The sequence below is a fragment of the Pseudomonas sp. PS01299 genome (assembly GCF_029960145.1).
GTDB classification, from domain to species: Bacteria; Pseudomonadota; Gammaproteobacteria; order Pseudomonadales; family Pseudomonadaceae; genus Aquipseudomonas; species Aquipseudomonas putida_A.
The window spans coordinates 13,046-28,610 of record NZ_JASCPO010000027.1 but is presented as its reverse complement, the minus strand read 5'-3'; the positions used below and the strand labels follow the sequence as shown (position 1 = coordinate 28,610).

At 61.4% G+C, this 15,565-nt stretch carries 13 protein-coding genes; 6 read left to right on the top strand and 7 right to left on the bottom strand.

The genetic code is table 11. From position 1 onward, the window contains the following. Nucleotides 1–59 precede the first annotated feature (59 nt). The 3 genes from QMX91_RS07845 to QMX91_RS07835 are packed head-to-tail and all read left to right on the top strand — an operon-like array spanning nucleotide 60 to nucleotide 4,866. Nucleotides 60–1,025 (top strand): biotin/lipoyl-binding protein, encoded by a 966-nt coding sequence (locus QMX91_RS07845; RefSeq protein WP_202369138.1) that lies wholly within the window; start codon nucleotides 60–62, stop codon nucleotides 1,023–1,025. Next, a complete protein-coding gene (gene rbbA / locus QMX91_RS07840; protein ID WP_282412512.1) occupies nucleotides 1,022–3,748 on the top strand; it encodes a ribosome-associated ATPase/putative transporter RbbA in 2,727 nt (908 codons plus the stop codon). The genes QMX91_RS07845 and rbbA overlap by 4 nt, the downstream gene beginning before the upstream one ends. After that, a complete protein-coding gene (locus QMX91_RS07835; protein ID WP_210556363.1) occupies nucleotides 3,748–4,866 on the top strand; it encodes an ABC transporter permease in 1,119 nt (372 codons plus the stop codon). The genes rbbA and QMX91_RS07835 overlap by 1 nt, the downstream gene beginning before the upstream one ends. Nucleotides 4,867–4,882: 16 nt before the next feature. On the opposite strand, the gene QMX91_RS07830 is transcribed toward QMX91_RS07835, so the two are convergent. Then, a complete protein-coding gene (locus tag QMX91_RS07830; protein WP_027610485.1) occupies nucleotides 4,883–5,290 on the bottom strand; it encodes a flagellar basal body-associated protein FliL in 408 nt (135 codons plus the stop codon). Between the two features lie 150 nt (nucleotides 5,291–5,440). Here QMX91_RS07830 and QMX91_RS07825 point away from each other — a divergent pair, with 150 nt between their 5' ends. Next, nucleotides 5,441–6,418, top strand: coding sequence for an NADPH:quinone oxidoreductase family protein (locus QMX91_RS07825; RefSeq protein ID WP_123585813.1), 978 nt, complete (start codon nucleotides 5,441–5,443; stop codon nucleotides 6,416–6,418). 71 nt (nucleotides 6,419–6,489) lie between these two features. Here QMX91_RS07825 and QMX91_RS07820 read toward each other — a convergent pair whose 3' ends face one another. Then, nucleotides 6,490–7,104 (bottom strand): energy transducer TonB, encoded by a 615-nt coding sequence (locus QMX91_RS07820; protein WP_098966189.1) that lies wholly within the window; start codon nucleotides 7,102–7,104, stop codon nucleotides 6,490–6,492. A 177-nt stretch (nucleotides 7,105–7,281) separates the two neighbouring features. Then, complete coding sequence (locus tag QMX91_RS07815; protein ID WP_282412511.1) at nucleotides 7,282–7,911, bottom strand: flagellar basal body-associated protein FliL; 630 nt, start codon at nucleotides 7,909–7,911, stop codon at nucleotides 7,282–7,284. Between the two features lie 226 nt (nucleotides 7,912–8,137). Between QMX91_RS07815 and glpT the strand changes: the two genes are divergently transcribed. After that, nucleotides 8,138–9,487: a glycerol-3-phosphate transporter gene (gene glpT / locus QMX91_RS07810; RefSeq protein ID WP_282412510.1), complete on the top strand. Its 1,350-nt coding sequence runs from the start codon at nucleotides 8,138–8,140 to the stop codon at nucleotides 9,485–9,487. On the opposite strand, the gene QMX91_RS07805 is transcribed toward glpT, so the two are convergent. Beyond that, nucleotides 9,463–10,131: a gamma-glutamylcyclotransferase gene (locus QMX91_RS07805; RefSeq protein WP_098966192.1), complete on the bottom strand. Its 669-nt coding sequence runs from the start codon at nucleotides 10,129–10,131 to the stop codon at nucleotides 9,463–9,465. The genes glpT and QMX91_RS07805 overlap by 25 nt on opposite strands. Nucleotides 10,132–10,485: 354 nt before the next feature. Between QMX91_RS07805 and QMX91_RS07800 the strand changes: the two genes are divergently transcribed. Beyond that, on the top strand, nucleotides 10,486–10,959 hold the full coding sequence (locus QMX91_RS07800; protein ID WP_139055148.1) for a sn-glycerol-3-phosphate transporter: 474 nt from the start codon (nucleotides 10,486–10,488) through the stop codon (nucleotides 10,957–10,959). Nucleotides 10,960–10,994: 35 nt separating this feature from the next. Here QMX91_RS07800 and QMX91_RS07795 read toward each other — a convergent pair whose 3' ends face one another. From QMX91_RS07795 to QMX91_RS07785, 3 genes are all read right to left on the bottom strand, one after another. Continuing rightward, nucleotides 10,995–11,963, bottom strand: a complete 969-nt coding sequence (locus QMX91_RS07795) for a CDP-6-deoxy-delta-3,4-glucoseen reductase (RefSeq protein WP_134784928.1) — start codon at nucleotides 11,961–11,963, stop codon at nucleotides 10,995–10,997. Further along, entirely contained in the window at nucleotides 11,963–13,429 is a 1,467-nt protein-coding gene (ubiD, locus tag QMX91_RS07790; RefSeq protein WP_003229330.1) for a 4-hydroxy-3-polyprenylbenzoate decarboxylase, read from the bottom strand. The genes QMX91_RS07795 and ubiD overlap by 1 nt, the downstream gene beginning before the upstream one ends. Nucleotides 13,430–13,498: 69 nt before the next feature. Then, entirely contained in the window at nucleotides 13,499–15,499 is a 2,001-nt protein-coding gene (locus QMX91_RS07785; protein WP_225136735.1) for an acyltransferase family protein, read from the bottom strand. Between the last annotated feature and the right edge of the window lie 66 nt (nucleotides 15,500–15,565).

Sequence of the window (15,565 nt, the reverse complement as noted above, 5' to 3'; positions counted from 1 at the left end):
ATCAAGCGAATGGAACGCTTGAACAGTCAGACTGCAAGCCACAGCCGCAGGATGCCCCCATGTCGACGCACAGCCGTTCTTCACTTCTATACGCCGGTTCGCTCCTGGTGTTACTCGCCGCCGCTGGCGGATTAGGTTACTGGATGTCCATCAGCAGCCGCCTGGTCGAAGGACTGTCGATGGGCAACGGGCGGCTGGAAGCCACTGAAGTGCAGATCGCCAGCAAGACCCCCGGGCGCCTCGCCGAGGTGCTGGTCGACGAAGGCGACAAGGTCAGCAAGGGCCAACTGCTGGCGCGTATGGACACCCGCACCCTCGAAGCCCAGCGCAATCAGGCCGAAGCCGAAGTGTTGCGCGCCCGGGAGAATCTCAACGCCGCTCAGGCCAACGTGCAATTGCGCCAGAGTGAGCTGTTGCTGGCCCAGCAAGAGCTCGGGCGTTCGCAATCACTGTTCAAGCACGGTTACGTCAGCGCGCAGATCATCGATCAGCTGCAGTCACGCATCGGCACCGGTAATGCCGCCGTTGTCGCCGCCCGGGCCCAGGTGTCTGCTGTCAGTGCGGCGATTGGCGCGGCACAGGCTCAAGTCGCACAGTTGACCAGTGAAATTGACGACAGCAGTCTGCGCGCGCCGATTGATGGCGTGATCCAGCTGCGCATGGCCGAACCCGGCGAAGTGCTGGGGGCCGGTGGCCGGGTCTTGCTGCTGATCGATCCCAACGACCAGTACATGAACCTCTATCTGTCAGCCGCGGTGGCCGGGCGCCTGGCGGTGGGCGATGAGGCGCGCGTGCTGCTCGATGCTTTGCCCGATAACCCGCTGCCGGCAAAAATCAGCTTCGTCGCGGCCAAATCGCAGTTCACCCCCAAAGAGGTCGAGACCCGCGACGAGCGGCAAAAACTGGTGTTCCGCGTCAAGCTGCGCCTGGTTCAGCCCAGCGCCGTGCCGCAGGCCAAACCCGGCATGCCCGGGGCCGGCTACGTGCGGATCGCGCCCGTCGAATGGCCGGCCAATCTGCAATGAGCGGCCTTGCGGTTCAAGCGAACGGTATCGCGCACCGCTACGGCAAACAGCAAGCGCTGAGCGATATCGCCTTCAGCCTGCCCGCCGGTACGCGCTGCGGGCTGATCGGCCCCGATGGCGCCGGCAAATCCAGCCTGCTGGGGTTGATTGCCGGCGTGAAGACCTTGCAGCAAGGGCAACTGGACGTGCTCGGTGGCGCGATCGAGGATCGCCGGCATCGCGACACACTCTATGCGCGCATCGCCTTCATGCCGCAGGGGCTGGGCGGCAACTTGTACCCGGAGCTGTCGATCCGCGAGAACATCCAGTTCTTCTCGACGCTGTTCGGCCTGTCCAAGGCTGAAAGCGAGCAGCGCATGCACAGCCTGTTGCTCGCCACGGATCTGCTGAAGTTCGCCGAGCGCCCCGCCGGCAAGTTGTCCGGCGGCATGAAGCAGAAACTCGGGCTGTGTTGCGCGCTGATCCATGAACCGGATCTGCTGATCCTCGATGAGCCGACCACCGGCGTCGACCCGCTCTCGCGCCGGCGCTTCTGGGAGTTGGTCGACGATGTGCGACGCCAGCGCCCGCAACTGACGCTGCTGGTCGCCACGGCCTATATGGAAGAAGCCGAGCAGTTCGAGCATTGCCTGATGCTCGATGCCGGCAAGTTGATCGCCACCGGCCTGAGCCGCGAGCTGGCGAACGTCACCCCCAGCGGCAAACTCGATGACGCCTTCACCCATTTTCAGGGTGACAGCCAGCATGACGCTCAGCCGCTGGTGATTCCACCGCGCACCGGCAACAGCAGCGACATCGCCATCGAAGCCCACGACCTGACGCTGCGCTTCGGCGACTTCACCGCTGTGGATCACGTCAGTTTTGCCATTGGGCGTGGCGAGATTTTCGGCTTTCTTGGCTCCAACGGCTGCGGCAAGACCACCACCATGAAAGTCCTGACCGGGCTGATGCCGGCCAGCGAAGGCAGTGCGACGTTGCTCGGTAACCCGGTGAACGCCAAGGATCTGGCCACGCGCAAGCGGGTTGGCTTCATGTCGCAGAGTTTTTCGTTGTATGGCGAACTCAGTGTGCGGCAGAACCTCGAACTGCACGCGCGGCTGTTCGACCTGCCCAAAACCGAGAGCGCACAACGCATCGAGGCGTTGATTCAGCGCTTCAATCTGCTCGCGGTCGCCGACCAGCCATCCGGAGCATTGCCATTGGGGCTGCGCCAGCGTCTGTCACTGGCGGTGGCGGTGCTGCACCGCCCGGAGGTGCTGATTCTCGACGAGCCGACTTCCGGCGTCGATCCGGCAGCCCGTGATGATTTCTGGCGACTGTTGATCGAGTTGTCCCGCGAACAGGGCGTGACGATCTTCCTCTCCACGCACTTCATGAACGAAGCGCAGCGCTGCGACCGCATCTCGCTGATGCACGCGGGCAAAGTTCTCGCCTGCGACACCCCGGCGGCGCTGCAACGCCAGTTTGCCGGCGAGACGCTGGAAGCGGCCTTCGTCACTTGCCTGGAACAGGCTCAGGGCGCTCAGCCATCAGCGCCTGTGGCCGAACCGCAAATGGCGCCGCCGAGCGCTGCACCAACACCAGTGCCCCAGCACGGTTTCAGCCTCGGTCGCCTGTTGGCCGTGGCCAGTCGCGAAGGCAAGGAGCTGTTGCGCGACAAAGTGCGCATGGCGTTCGCCTTGGCCGGGGCGATTTTCATGATGGTGATCTTCGGTTACGGCATCTCGCTGGACGTGGAAAACCTCGCGTTCGCCGTGTACGACCAGGATCAGACACCGCAAAGCCGAGCTTATCTGGAGGCGTTTCGCGGCTCCCGGTACTTCGACGAACAGCCGGCCATTCATGACCCGCAGGAACTGCACCGGCGCCTGCAACGCTCGGAAATCAAACTGGCGCTGGAGATTCCCCCCGGATTCGGCCGCGATCTGTACGCCGGGCGCCAACCCGCTGTGGCGGCGTGGCTGGATGGCGGCATGCCGTTTCGCGCCGAAACCAGCCGCAATTATGTTGAAGCCGTACACTTGGCCAATCTGCAACAACTAGCCGAGCAGAGCAGCCCGGCGCTGGCCCACCCGGCGGCCGCCAGCCTGGAAACCCGCTTTCGTTACAACCAGGACGTGGTTAGCGTCAACGCTATCGGCCCCGGGGTCATGGCGCTGATTCTGGCGTTCATTCCGGCGATGCTCACGGCGCTGGGCATCGTCCGCGAAAAGGAGCTGGGGTCGATCACCAATTTCTACGCCACGCCCCTGACCCGTCTGGAGTTTCTGCTGGGCAAACAGGCGCCGTACCTGCTGGTCAGTCTGGTCAATCTGGCGCTGCTGGTGGCGATGAATCGCTGGCTGTTCGGCGTGCCGTTCAAGGGCAGCCTGCTGACACTGGCATTCGGCGGACTGCTGTATGTGTTGGCGACCACCAGCATGGGCCTGCTGATTTCGGCATTCACCCGCACGCAAATCGCCGCGATCCTCGGCACCATGATCATCACCAGCCTGCCGACCATCCAGTTCTCCGGGCTGATCGTGCCGCGCTCGTCGCTGGAAGGTGCGGCAGCAGTGATGGGCATGCTGTTTCCGGCGGGGCACTTCCTCGACATCGCGGTGGGTACGTTCACCAAAGCGCTGGACTTGCGTCAACTGTGGCCACAGTGCCTGGCGCTGTTCGGGTTCTTTGTCGGGTTCACCGGGCTGAGCCTGATCATGCTGAAAAAGCAGGAGGCCTGATGCACAAGTTCGCGCACATCCTGCGCCTGGGACTCAAGGAACTGACCAGCCTGCGCCATGACAGCGTGTTGCTGCTGTTCCTGTTCTACGCCTTCACCGTGGCGATTTACATGCCCGCCGCCGGTTCGGTGATCGGCGTGCACAACGCCAGCGTGGCCATCGTCGACGAAGACCACAGCGCCCTCTCACGCCAATTGGCCCAGGCCCTGCAGCCGCCGGAATTCCAGACGCCGGTGCTGCTGCCTTATGCGCAACTGGATCAGGTCATGGACAGCGGTGAGTACACCTTCGTGATCAATATTCCGGCGGGCTTTCAAACCGACTTGCTCGCCGCGCGGCAACCGGCGATTCAGGTCAACGTCGATGCCACAGCGATGAGCCAGGCGTTCATGGGCGCCGGCTACATCGGCCGGATCTTCCAGCGCGAATTGCTCGACTATGCCGGTCAGGGCGGTGCAGCGGCCAAGGCACCCGTGCAACTGACTACTCGCGCCCTGTTCAACACCAATCTGGAGGGCGGCTGGTTTCTGGCGGTGATTCAGATCGTCAACAACATCACTATTCTGGCGATCATCCTCACCGGCACGGCGCTGCTGCGCGAACGCGAACACGGCACGCTCGACCATTTGCTGGTGCTGCCGCTGACGGCCCTGGAAATCATGCTGGCGAAAATCTGGAGCAACCTGCTGGTGGTGGTGTTGTGCACCTGGCTGTCGCTGGAGGTGGTGGTCAAAGGCCTGCTGGATGTGCCGTTGGCCGGCTCGATGAGCCTGTTTTTGCTGGTGACTGCGGTTTATCTGTTTGCCAGTACCGCGCTGGGCATCTTTCTGGCGACGCTGGCGCGTTCGACGCCGCAGTTCGGCCTGCTGGCGATTCCGGTGATCATCCCGATGTTGCTGCTGTCCGGCGGCAGCACGCCATTGGACAGCATGCCGCAGTGGCTGCAATGGGTCATGCAGGGCTCGCCGTCCACACACTTTGTCAGCCTCAGCGCCGCGATTCTGTTTCGCGATGCCGGGCTGAGCGTGGTCTGGCCGGACTTGCTGGCGCTGACGGCCATCGGCCTGCTGTTCTTCGTTATCGCCTTGGCGCGCTTTCGCAAAAGCCTGGCGTCCTGAACAGCGGCCAGCGTGGTTACTGAATGATCAGGTTGTTGAACAACAGATCTTCAACCACCGGTTTGCCGGTCTCGTCATTCATCACTTGCTGGGTCTGCTTCAGGGCTTCCTGACGCAGCTTTTCCTTGCCTTCGATGCTGCCCATCGCCTCGGTGGTCTGCTGAGTGAACAGCGCCACCAGTTGATTGCGGATCAGCGGCTCGTTGGCCTTGACCAGTTTGGTCGCCTCTTCGCCGGTCACACGCAGCGCCACGTCGGCCTTGTAGACCTTCAGCTTCGGCGTGCCGTCCAGCCCGTAATTGCCCACGAACGGCGGGCTCAGGGTGATGTAGTTGACCTTCGGCGCCTCGCCTTCTTTGGCTTCTTCGGCCAGCGCTGCCACAGGCAGAGACAGGGCCAGCAACAACATGATCCACGCTTTCACAATTCGCTCCTTATCCGGTTTGCGGCCTAGCATAACGACCCGCCGCGCAAGCACAAGCTTATGGCTGACTATCAGGGCCGGGCATGCTCGTTGACCCGTTGACTGACACACCTACACTTATCGGCCATCACTCCCAAAGGAATAGCCCTGATGAAAGCCGTGCTGTGCAAAGCCTTCGGCCCTGCCGAATCGCTGGTGCTGGAAGACGTCGCCAGTCCTGTCGCGAAGAAGAACGAAATCCTGCTGGAGGTGCACGCCGCCGGGGTCAACTTCCCGGACACGCTGATCATCGAGGGCAAATACCAGTTCAAGCCGCCCTTCCCGTTTTCGCCGGGGGGCGAAGCGTCCGGCGTGGTCAGCGCCGTCGGTGAAAAGGTCAGCCATCTGAAAGTCGGCGACCGGGTCATGGCCCTGACCGGCTGGGGCAGCTTCGCCGAACAGGTCGCGGTGCCGGGTTACAACGTGCTGCCGATCCCGCCGTCGATGAATTTCAACACCGCCGCCGCGTTCAGCATGACCTACGGCACTTCGATGCACGCCCTCAAACAACGGGCCAACCTGCAACCGGGCGAGACCCTGCTGGTGCTCGGCGCTTCCGGTGGCGTCGGCCTGGCGGCGGTGGAAATCGGCAAAGCCATGGGTGCCCGGGTCATTGCCGCCGCCAGCAGCGCGGAAAAACTCGCCGTGGCCAAGGCCGCCGGTGCCGATGAACTGATCAACTACAGCGAAACCAGCCTCAAGGACGAAATCAAACGCCTCACCGACGGCCAGGGCGCCGACGTGATCTACGACCCGGTCGGCGGCGACCTGTTTGATCAGGCCATCCGCGCCATCGCCTGGAACGGCCGCCTGCTGGTGGTCGGCTTCGCCAGCGGACGCATCCCCGAGCTGCCGGTCAACCTCGCCCTGCTCAAGGGCGCCGCGGTACTCGGCGTGTTCTGGGGCTCCTTCGCCCAGCGTCAGCCGCAGGACAACGCGGCGAACTTCCAGCAGTTGTTCGGCTGGTTCGCCGAGGGCAAGTTGAAGCCGCTGGTGTCGCAGGTGTATCCGCTGAGCAACGCGGCGCAGGCGATCAACGATCTGGGGCAGCGCAAGGCGGTGGGCAAGGTGGTGGTGCAGGTGCGCTGAGTGTTTTCTGGCCGGTGACCTCTCGGAGCCGGCCTGATTCGCGCCAGGCAGCAACACAGCGTCGCTGGCTATCAAAGCAACTCGCGAACCTCTCCCGGCAGAAAACTCATGTAGCTACGCATAGGAGCTTCCCGGCAGCCTCTGACGATCATCGGTACGCGCCGGTTCATCTTGGCGATGATTGCCAGACGTTGTTCATCGGCCAACTGACTCTTGAGAATCACGTTGGAAACGTAAGCACGGGTGTAATTAAACACTTCTGCGTCGACCCAGGCGTGCTCAGGCATGTTCCTGAAACCGTCATTGATGACGCGACACTTTACTGACTTCAGCCACTGGTTGATGTCGATCGGCTGATCCCTCGCCAATCGAAAGAGCATCGGCGCCACGATGGGCTGTTCCGCAGGCCGACCGTCTTCAACCGTCCAGGGCCTGAAGCGCCACTGTGTTATGGCGTCTTTGACCGCCTCAGCCAGATCGGGGTGATCACTTTGCACGATGTCGATCGCGCTGACCGAGCCATCCGCCTTGACGATAAAGCTGACCCTGACCTCGCCTTCGACCCCTGCCCTGGACAACCTCTTCGGGTAAATCGGCTGCGGGTTGTTTTCAGGTATGAGTAACCCTTCTGCCGCCAGTGCAAGACTGAAGATCGTCAATAAAAGCCCTGCAAAAAACCACCGCATTATCGCGCCCCTTCCCTATTGAGATGCCTGTCCGGCAACAACAGAAAGTTTACGGAGCACTGTCTTTTAACTGAATGGCGCAGCTTCGCTATTGAATGCAGGACATTTCCTGATCCCGATGGGAAATCCGACGAAACCGCTGGGCAAATGACGGCAGGTAAATTTTCTGACGGACGTTTAGCCGCCGTTCGGCCCGGCAGAGTCGCCCGACAACAAGTGCTCCTGCACCTTCAGACTGCGCGACGGAATCAGCCGGCCCTTGTCATCGAAGCGCAGGACGATCAGCCAGTCGAAGACCTCATCCGGCCATTTTTCCTGACCCATCAGGGCTATGGGGTCGCCGCCAAAGGCTTTGAGCAGTTTATTGATATGGCCGTGATGCCAGGCGATCAGCACCGTCTGCGCCTGATTGCTCTTGCGCAACAGTTTGACCAGTTGATGCAGATCGCCATTGACGAAGGGCTGCTCGATCGCAAGGTTCAGGCGCTGGGCCAGCGGGGTCAGGGTCAGGCGTGAGCGCGAACTTTCCGGGGTATCGCCGGCAGCGATCAAACGCTGGGGCGTGAGTGTCTGGCCGTCGAGTTTCAGCGGATTGAAATAGTCGACGTAGGCGGCGGCGCGTTGCTCGCCTCGGGCATTGAGCACCGATCCTGTATCCGGTTTTTCCGCATGCCGAATGATCAGCACCGTGGCGTTGCGCAGGCCGGAATGCGAAGGATGATCGGTGACGATCAATGTCAGCAACACGACGGCAAGTCCCGCTGCCACCAAAAATCTCGGCACCAACATGCGAACCTTCAGTGACATTGCTTATCTCGGCTGATCAATCGGCTGAACGGGCCGCGAGTCTAAGTCACTCCATGTAGATAAGTGGTGAAAACGCCCTGTTCTTACAGCTGAGCGACAGGTTCGTAAAAGAACGTGCGACTTCCAACATTTTCCGCTGTTTTGCCGATGCGAACCGGTGCTATTTTCGGTAACGAAACTGTAACATTCGCATCCGCAGTCAAAACAAGAAATCTGGAGCTCTTGAATGTTTGCTTTCTTTCGTCCTGCCGCACATCAGGCTCCATTGCCTGAAGAAAAAATAGACAGTACTTACCGACGCCTGCGCTGGCAGATCTTCGCCGGTATCTTCTTTGGCTACGCGGGTTACTACCTGCTGCGCAAAAACTTCTCGCTGGCCATGCCGTACCTGATCGACGAAGGCTACAGCCGTGGCGATCTGGGTCTGGCGATGTCGGCCATCGCCATTGCCTACGGTCTGTCGAAGTTCCTGATGGGCCTGGTGTCCGACCGTTCCAACCCGCGCTACTTCCTGCCATTCGGCCTGCTGGTGTCCGCCGGGGTGATGTTCATTTTCGGTTTCGCGCCGTGGGCGACGTCCAGCGTGACCATGATGTTCATCCTGCTGTTCATCAACGGCTGGGCCCAGGGCATGGGCTGGCCGCCGAGCGGACGCACCATGGTGCACTGGTGGTCGCAGAAGGAACGTGGCGGCGTGGTTTCGGTGTGGAACGTGGCGCATAACGTCGGTGGCGGTCTGATCGGCCCGCTGTTCCTGATCGGCATGGGCCTGTTCAATGACTGGCACGCAGCCTTCTACGTTCCGGCAGCGGTGGCGCTGGGCGTGGCGGTGTTTGCCTTCATCACCATGCGTGACACCCCGCAATCGGTCGGCCTGCCGCCGATCGAGAAGTACAAGAACGATTACCCGGAAGGCTACGACGCCAGCCACGAAGAGGAATTCAGCGCCAAGGAAATTTTCGTCAAATACGTGCTGCGCAACAAAATGCTCTGGTACATCGCCATGGCCAACGTGTTCGTTTACCTGCTGCGCTACGGCGTACTGGATTGGGCGCCGACCTACCTGAAAGAAGCCAAAGGTTTCACCGTGGATAAAACCTCGTGGGCCTATTTCTTCTACGAGTGGGCGGGCATTCCGGGCACGCTGCTGTGCGGCTGGATGTCGGACAAGATCTTCCGTGGCAATCGTGGCCTGACCGGCATGGTGTTCATGGCGCTGGTGACCGTGGCGACACTGGTGTACTGGCTGAACCCGGCCGGCAACCCGACCGTGGACATGATCGCGCTGTTCTCGATCGGCTTCCTGATCTATGGCCCGGTGATGCTGATCGGCCTGCAGGCGCTGGAACTGGCACCGAAGAAAGCCGCCGGCACGGCTGCGGGCTTCACCGGTCTGTTCGGTTACCTGGGTGGTTCGGTCGCGGCGAGTGCGGCGATGGGCTACACCGTTGACCACTTCGGCTGGAACGGTGGTTTTGTCCTGCTGGTGGGCGCTTGCCTGCTGTCGATGGCCTTCCTGGCCCCGACCCTGTGGCACAAGCAAGTCGCCAGTCAGAGCCGCGAAGCCGTCGCCTGATCGGCTTTTGACTGACAGCGCTTGAGCCGCGCCTCCAGATTTCGATCCGGCATGGCGTGGCTGCGCAGGGCGTGGGCGGTCTGCTCGACATAATCGCGAGTGGTGCCGTAACGCCCGCAAGCGCTTTCGAACACCTGACTCAGCACGTGATCCGGCAAGTTGCCGGCATAGCTGGGCAGGTGTCGCTCCAGAACAAATCCCAACGCCTGCACCTGACTGCCATCTTCGAGCCGGCAGTTGAGCCAGTGCGGGCGATAGGACGGGAACGGCATCTCGCGTTTCCACAGCGCGTACAGCGCAGCGTCGAGATTCTCTTCCGGCAGCCGATAGGCGAAGCCGCTGCATGAACCGCCGCGATCCAGACCAAATACCAGCCCGGGCATTTCCGGCGTCCCCCGATGCTCGTGCGACCACAAATACAGGCCGCGGTGGTAGCCATGGACGCGCCCGCGCACCCGCTCCACCGCCGTACATTCCGGGCGCCAGATCAGCGACCCGTAGGCGAACAGCCAAACCGGCCCGCCCTTGTGGCGCGCCATGGTCGATTGCATGGAAGCGAGAAGTTGTTCGTGAGTGAGCTGCGGCCCCAGATCGAGCCGCGGAGGATAAGCCAGATTCAGAAAAGCAGATTCTATGGCTGTCATGACGGAAGTGTTCGGCCCCGCAAGTATTACAAGATGTAAGCGCAATTCGTTCGTTAGAACATATAGCAGTAAATCTAAAACGAAAAGTGCTAAAGGATGTATGACCTGCTCGATAGCGCTAAATCGGGTGTATTAGTCAACGCTATGCGGTTTTATATAGCCTAATACCATTGCCGAAATATCTTAAATACCCGAATGAAATATGCATAAGCCTTCGCTTGTTCAGGATTGGTTCAAGAAAGCGCAGGAATCTTCCTACTAAAATGTCGGACTTTCTTTCTTCTCCGTCGCTGAACGCCTACGTATAACGGCCTTCCTCTGGCGCAAGCCATCCCGTTTAACTGAGGCTGCACTATGAAAATCCCAAGACTTCTGGCCGCGTTGCTGATGGCTCAGGCCGGCCATGCATTGGCCGAGGACAATGCGCAAGGCAAAGGCTTCTGGTATGCCCAGACCAGTGTCTACACCCGACATTACTCGCCCGACCCCGAGCACAATAATCATCAGGACTTGATCGGCATCGAACGCAATCAGGCGTCCGGCTGGGTATTTGGCGGGGCAACTTTCCGTAACTCGTTCCGCCAGCGCTCGAACTACGCCTATGTCGGCAAGCGCTATGACAGCAGCGAATATCCGCTGTATCTGAAACTCACGGGTGGGCTGTTGCAGGGTTATCGCGGTGATTACAAGGACAAGATTCCTTTGAACCGCTACGGCGTTGCGCCGGTGATCATTCCGTCCGTCGGGACTCACTACGGCCCATTGGCCGCCGAGCTGGTATTTCTCGGCGCCAATGCGGCGATGGTGACTAGCGGCGTGCGTTTCTAGAAGCGCGGCTCAGGCGCGGGACGCAAGAGCTCGGCTCAAGAGCGCGGCGCATACGCAAATACATCGGCGCGCATCTGGTGCGCATCCATCCCGGCTTCCACCAGCGCATCCAGAGTCCCGTAGACCATCGCCGGCGAGCCGCTGGCGTATACATGCAGGGACTTCAGATCGGCGAAGTCTTCACACACGGCCTGGTGCAACATCCCGCAGCGCCCTTCCCAACCGCACTGGTCGCTGACGACTTTGTGCAGGAACAGATTGGGCAGCTTCAACCATTCGTCCCAATGTTCGATCTCGTAGAAATCTTCCGGACGGCGTACCCCCCAATACAGATGCACCGGGTGTTTGAAGCCGTTGGCACGGCAGTGTTCGATCAGGCTGTGGATCTGGCCCATGCCGGTGCCGGCGGCGATCAACACCAGTGGCCCGTCAGGCAACTCGGCGAGGTGAGTGTCACCGAATGGCAGCTCGACGCGCACCATCGCGTTGCGTTGCAACTGCTCGATCAGGCTCAGTGCACTGGCTTCGCGGGCCAGCACGTGGATTTCCAGATCGCGCCCGCCGTGCGGCGCCGAGGCCATGGAGAACGCCGACTTCTCGCCGTTTTCACGCTCGATCATCAGGTACTGCCCGGCGTGATAACGCGGCGGCTTGCCGGCCGGCGCACGCAGGCGCACGCGCCAGGTGTCGCCACCGACATCCCGGCATTCGATGACCTGACACGACAGGCTGCGCACCGGCAGTTCTCCCAGCGCGAGCACGCCATCCCACAGCAGGACGCAGTCTTCCAGCGGCTCGGCTATGCAAGTGTAGAACTCGCCGTGGTCGTGCACCTTGCCGGCCTGCTCGACCCGGCCTTCCACCAGCAGCGCCGCACATACGTGGCAATTGCCGTTGCGGCAGCTTTGCGGGCATTCATAGCCCAGGCGCCGCGCACCATCGAGAATCCGCTCGCCGGGCCGTATCTCAAGCACCGCTCCGGAGGGCTGCAGGGTTACACGCATCAATCTATTCCTAACTGATTCCAGATGGCATCGATCCGCTGGGTGACGGCGTCGTCCTTGACGATTACGCGGCCCCACTCGCGAGTGGTTTCGCCCGGCCACTTGTGGGTGGCATCCAGGCCCATTTTCGAGCCCAGGCCGGACACCGGCGAGGCGAAGTCGAGGTAGTCGATCGGCGTGTTGTCGATCATCACCGTGTCGCGCTTGGGGTCCATGCGCGTGGTGATGGCCCAGATCACGTCGTTCCAGTCCCGGGCGTTGATATCGTCGTCAGTGACGATAACGAACTTGGTGTACATGAACTGTCGCAAAAACGACCAGACACCGAGCATCACGCGCTTGGCATGCCCCGGATACGACTTCTTCATCGTCACCACGGCCATGCGGTACGAGCAGCCTTCCGGCGGCAGGTAGAAATCGGTGATTTCCGGGAACTGCTTCTGCAGGATCGGCACGAACACTTCGTTCAGCGCCACGCCGAGGATCGCCGGCTCATCCGGTGGACGGCCGGTGTAGGTGCTGTGATAGATCGGCTTGATCCGGTGGGTAATGCGCTCGACGGTGAACACCGGGAAGCTGTCGACTTCGTTGTAGTAACCGGTGTGGTCGCCGTACGGGCCTTCGTCGGCCATTTCGCCCGGATGAATCACCCCTTCGAGGATGATCTCGGCAGTGGCCGGCACTTGCAGGTCGTTGCCACGGCACTTGACGAGCTCGGTGCGGTTACCGCGCAACAGGCCGGCGAAAGCGTATTCGGAGAGACTGTCCGGCACCGGCGTCACGGCGCCGAGGATGGTCGCAGGGTCGGCGCCCAGCGCCACGGAGACCGGGAACGGCTGGCCCGGGTGCTTCTCGCACCACTCACGGAAGTCCAGCGCACCGCCACGGTGGCTGAGCCAGCGCATGATCACCTTGTTGCGGCCGATCACTTGCTGACGGTAGATGCCGAGGTTCTGGCGATCCTTGTTCGGGCCTTTGGTGACGGTCAGGCCCCAAGTGATCAGCGGGCCGACGTCGCCGGGCCAGCAGGTCTGCACCGGCAGCATCGCCAGGTCGACGTCGTCGCCTTCGATGACCACTTCCTGGCACACCGCGTCTTTGACGACTTTCGGCGCCATCGAGATGATCTTGCGGAAGATCGGCAGTTTCGACCACGCGTCCTTCAAGCCCTTCGGTGGCTCCGGCTCCTTGAGGAAAGCCAGCAGCTTGCCGATCTCGCGCAGTTCGCTGACCGACTCGGCGCCCATGCCCATGGCCACCCGCTCCGGGGTGCCAAACAGGTTGCCGAGCACCGGGATGTCGTAGCCGGTCGGCTTCTCGAACAGCAGCGCCGGGCCCTTGGCCCGCAGTGTGCGGTCGCACACCTCGGTCATCTCCAGCACCGGCGAGACGGGAATCTGGATGCGTTTCAACTCTCCGCGCTGCTCAAGCTGCTGCACGAAATCCCGAAGATCCTTGAATTTCATTGACGATGGCACCCTCAAAATAGGCGTACATCCTACCTGCTATGCAGCCCTGTGGCAGCCTGTCGCTGCTTACTTGGCTGCATTCGTCTGTGCTTGTCCACGGTTTTCCCGGGCCTGCAGGCCGATAAACAGCGGCTCAAGGATCGGCGCCACAAACCGCGCACCGACTTCGGACAGGTGATTGTCATCGGTGTACAGCGAATACCCACCGAGTTCGGCGTGACACAGGCCGTTTTCATCACACAGTCGCGGCGCCGGATCGACCACGCGCACTGCCGGATCATTCTGCGCCAACTGCGCGAACAACTGACTGATGAACAGCTGACGCTTGTGGTGCGCCTCGACGGCCAGTCCGACGTCATCCACCGGACGATCGAGCATCGCCAGCCGCGTCAGTCGATACGGCGGGCTGAACGCCTGCAACGGCGCCTCTTTCACCAGCCATACGCGATGCCCGGCTGCCCGCAATTGTGCGACGCGAGTGCGCAGGCCTGCGGCAAAACGCTGCTCGGCCTCGGCGCGATCGTAACGACCGTCTGGCGTTCTCAAGACATGCCCGAGATCACCCTTGGCATCGCCGTACAGGTACAGGCTCCAGCGGGCGACCAGCACCACATCGCTGATCGCCTGGTTTTTCAGCCCCTGCTCGACCCGCTTGTTGAAGCGTGCACAAACCCCGTCATGCTCCAGCCCATCGACCGGAATGCACCCTGGAGAACTGGCCAGAATCACGCTGACACCGTGAGCTTTGGCACCGTCATCGAACACCGGGATCAGCGCCGTGGCATGGCTGTCGCCCCAGACCAGCGCGCGGGTCGGCAGATCCGCCACGCCGTAATGGCAGAACAGCTTGTCGTCCGGGGTCTTGTCATCCGCCAGACATGCCATCAGCTCCGGCCGCCATTCGCGGCCTTTGGCGTATTGCAGCGCCTGCTCGGACAGGCGCCATGGCAAGCCATCGGTCCAGCGCAGTGATTGCCCGGCCAGACCGAGCACCAGGATCCCGCAGAAACCGGCCAGCAGAATCTGCCGACGACCGGCGAGCAAGCGCCGTTCACGGAACGGCGTTTCAACGAACTTCCACGACAGATAACCCAGCACCAGGGTCAGCAGAATCAACCCGGCCGTGTCGAGCGCGCCCGGCTCATCGACACTGGCGTAGCTGGAAAACACGAATACCGGCCAGTGCCACAAATACCAGGAATAGGAGATCAGCCCGAGGCCGACCATCACCCGACTGCTCAACAATTGACCAACCAGCGTTTCGCGATGACCGTTGGCCAGAATCAGCAGCACCACGCCCAGCACCGGCAGCAACGCGGTGACACCCGGGAACGGCGTCGACTTGTCATAGGCAAACACCGCCAGCAGGATCAACCCCATGCCGAGCAGGCTCAAGGCCTGGGCGGCCAGCGGTTTCAAGCGCCAGGCGTGTTTCGGCGCAATCGCCAGCATCGCCCCGGCCAGCAACTCCCAGGCGCGCATCGGCAGCAGGAAGAAGGCTTTCTCCGGATGATGCTGGATCGCCCACACACTCAGCCCGAACGACACCAGCAGCACGCCGAACAGCGCCAGCCGCCAGTGTTTCAGGCGGCTCGAGAGCAACGTCAGCAGCAGCGGGAAGAAGATGTAGAACTGCTCCTCCACCGCCAGTGACCACGTGTGCAACAGCGGTTTCAGGTCAGAGGCAACGTCGAAGTAGCCGTCCTGACGCATGAACAGGATGTTCGAGACGAACGTCACCTGATAGCGTACCGAACGCCCCAGCTCTTCGTAGTCCTTGGGCGCCAGCAGGAACCAGCCCACCGCCAGCACCGCAATGATCATCGCGAACAGCGCCGGCAGAATCCGCCGCGCACGCCGCGCCCAGAACTCGACGAAGCTGAAACGGCCAGCCTGACGCTGATTCCAGATGATCGAGGTGATGAGGTAGCCGGAAATCACGAAGAACACGTCCACGCCGACAAAACCGCCGGTAAACCCCGGGACGCCAAAATGGAACAGCACCACGGCGATCACCGCGACTGCTCGCAGGCCGTCGATATCCCTTCGATAAGCGAGTGTGCTCATAAAATCTTTAATGCCAATCAGGTGGTTGTTTTTTGTACAGCTCGAGCCTTATTCACAGAGGCTCCA

Coding starts and splice junctions, on each gene's coding strand:
- QMX91_RS07845 (WP_202369138.1), top strand. CDS start 60: ATGTCGACGCACAGCCGTTCTTCACTTCTATACGCCGGTTCGCTCCTG.
- rbbA (WP_282412512.1), top strand. CDS start 1,022: ATGAGCGGCCTTGCGGTTCAAGCGAACGGTATCGCGCACCGCTACGGC.
- QMX91_RS07835 (WP_210556363.1), top strand. CDS start 3,748: ATGCACAAGTTCGCGCACATCCTGCGCCTGGGACTCAAGGAACTGACC.
- QMX91_RS07825 (WP_123585813.1), top strand. CDS start 5,441: ATGAAAGCCGTGCTGTGCAAAGCCTTCGGCCCTGCCGAATCGCTGGTG.
- QMX91_RS07820 (WP_098966189.1), bottom strand. CDS start 7,104: ATGCGGTGGTTTTTTGCAGGGCTTTTATTGACGATCTTCAGTCTTGCA.
- QMX91_RS07815 (WP_282412511.1), bottom strand. CDS start 7,911: ATGTCACTGAAGGTTCGCATGTTGGTGCCGAGATTTTTGGTGGCAGCG.
- glpT (WP_282412510.1), top strand. CDS start 8,138: ATGTTTGCTTTCTTTCGTCCTGCCGCACATCAGGCTCCATTGCCTGAA.
- QMX91_RS07805 (WP_098966192.1), bottom strand. CDS start 10,131: ATGACAGCCATAGAATCTGCTTTTCTGAATCTGGCTTATCCTCCGCGG.
- QMX91_RS07800 (WP_139055148.1), top strand. CDS start 10,486: ATGAAAATCCCAAGACTTCTGGCCGCGTTGCTGATGGCTCAGGCCGGC.
- QMX91_RS07795 (WP_134784928.1), bottom strand. CDS start 11,963: ATGCGTGTAACCCTGCAGCCCTCCGGAGCGGTGCTTGAGATACGGCCC.
- ubiD (WP_003229330.1), bottom strand. CDS start 13,429: ATGAAATTCAAGGATCTTCGGGATTTCGTGCAGCAGCTTGAGCAGCGC.
- QMX91_RS07785 (WP_225136735.1), bottom strand. CDS start 15,499: ATGAGCACACTCGCTTATCGAAGGGATATCGACGGCCTGCGAGCAGTC.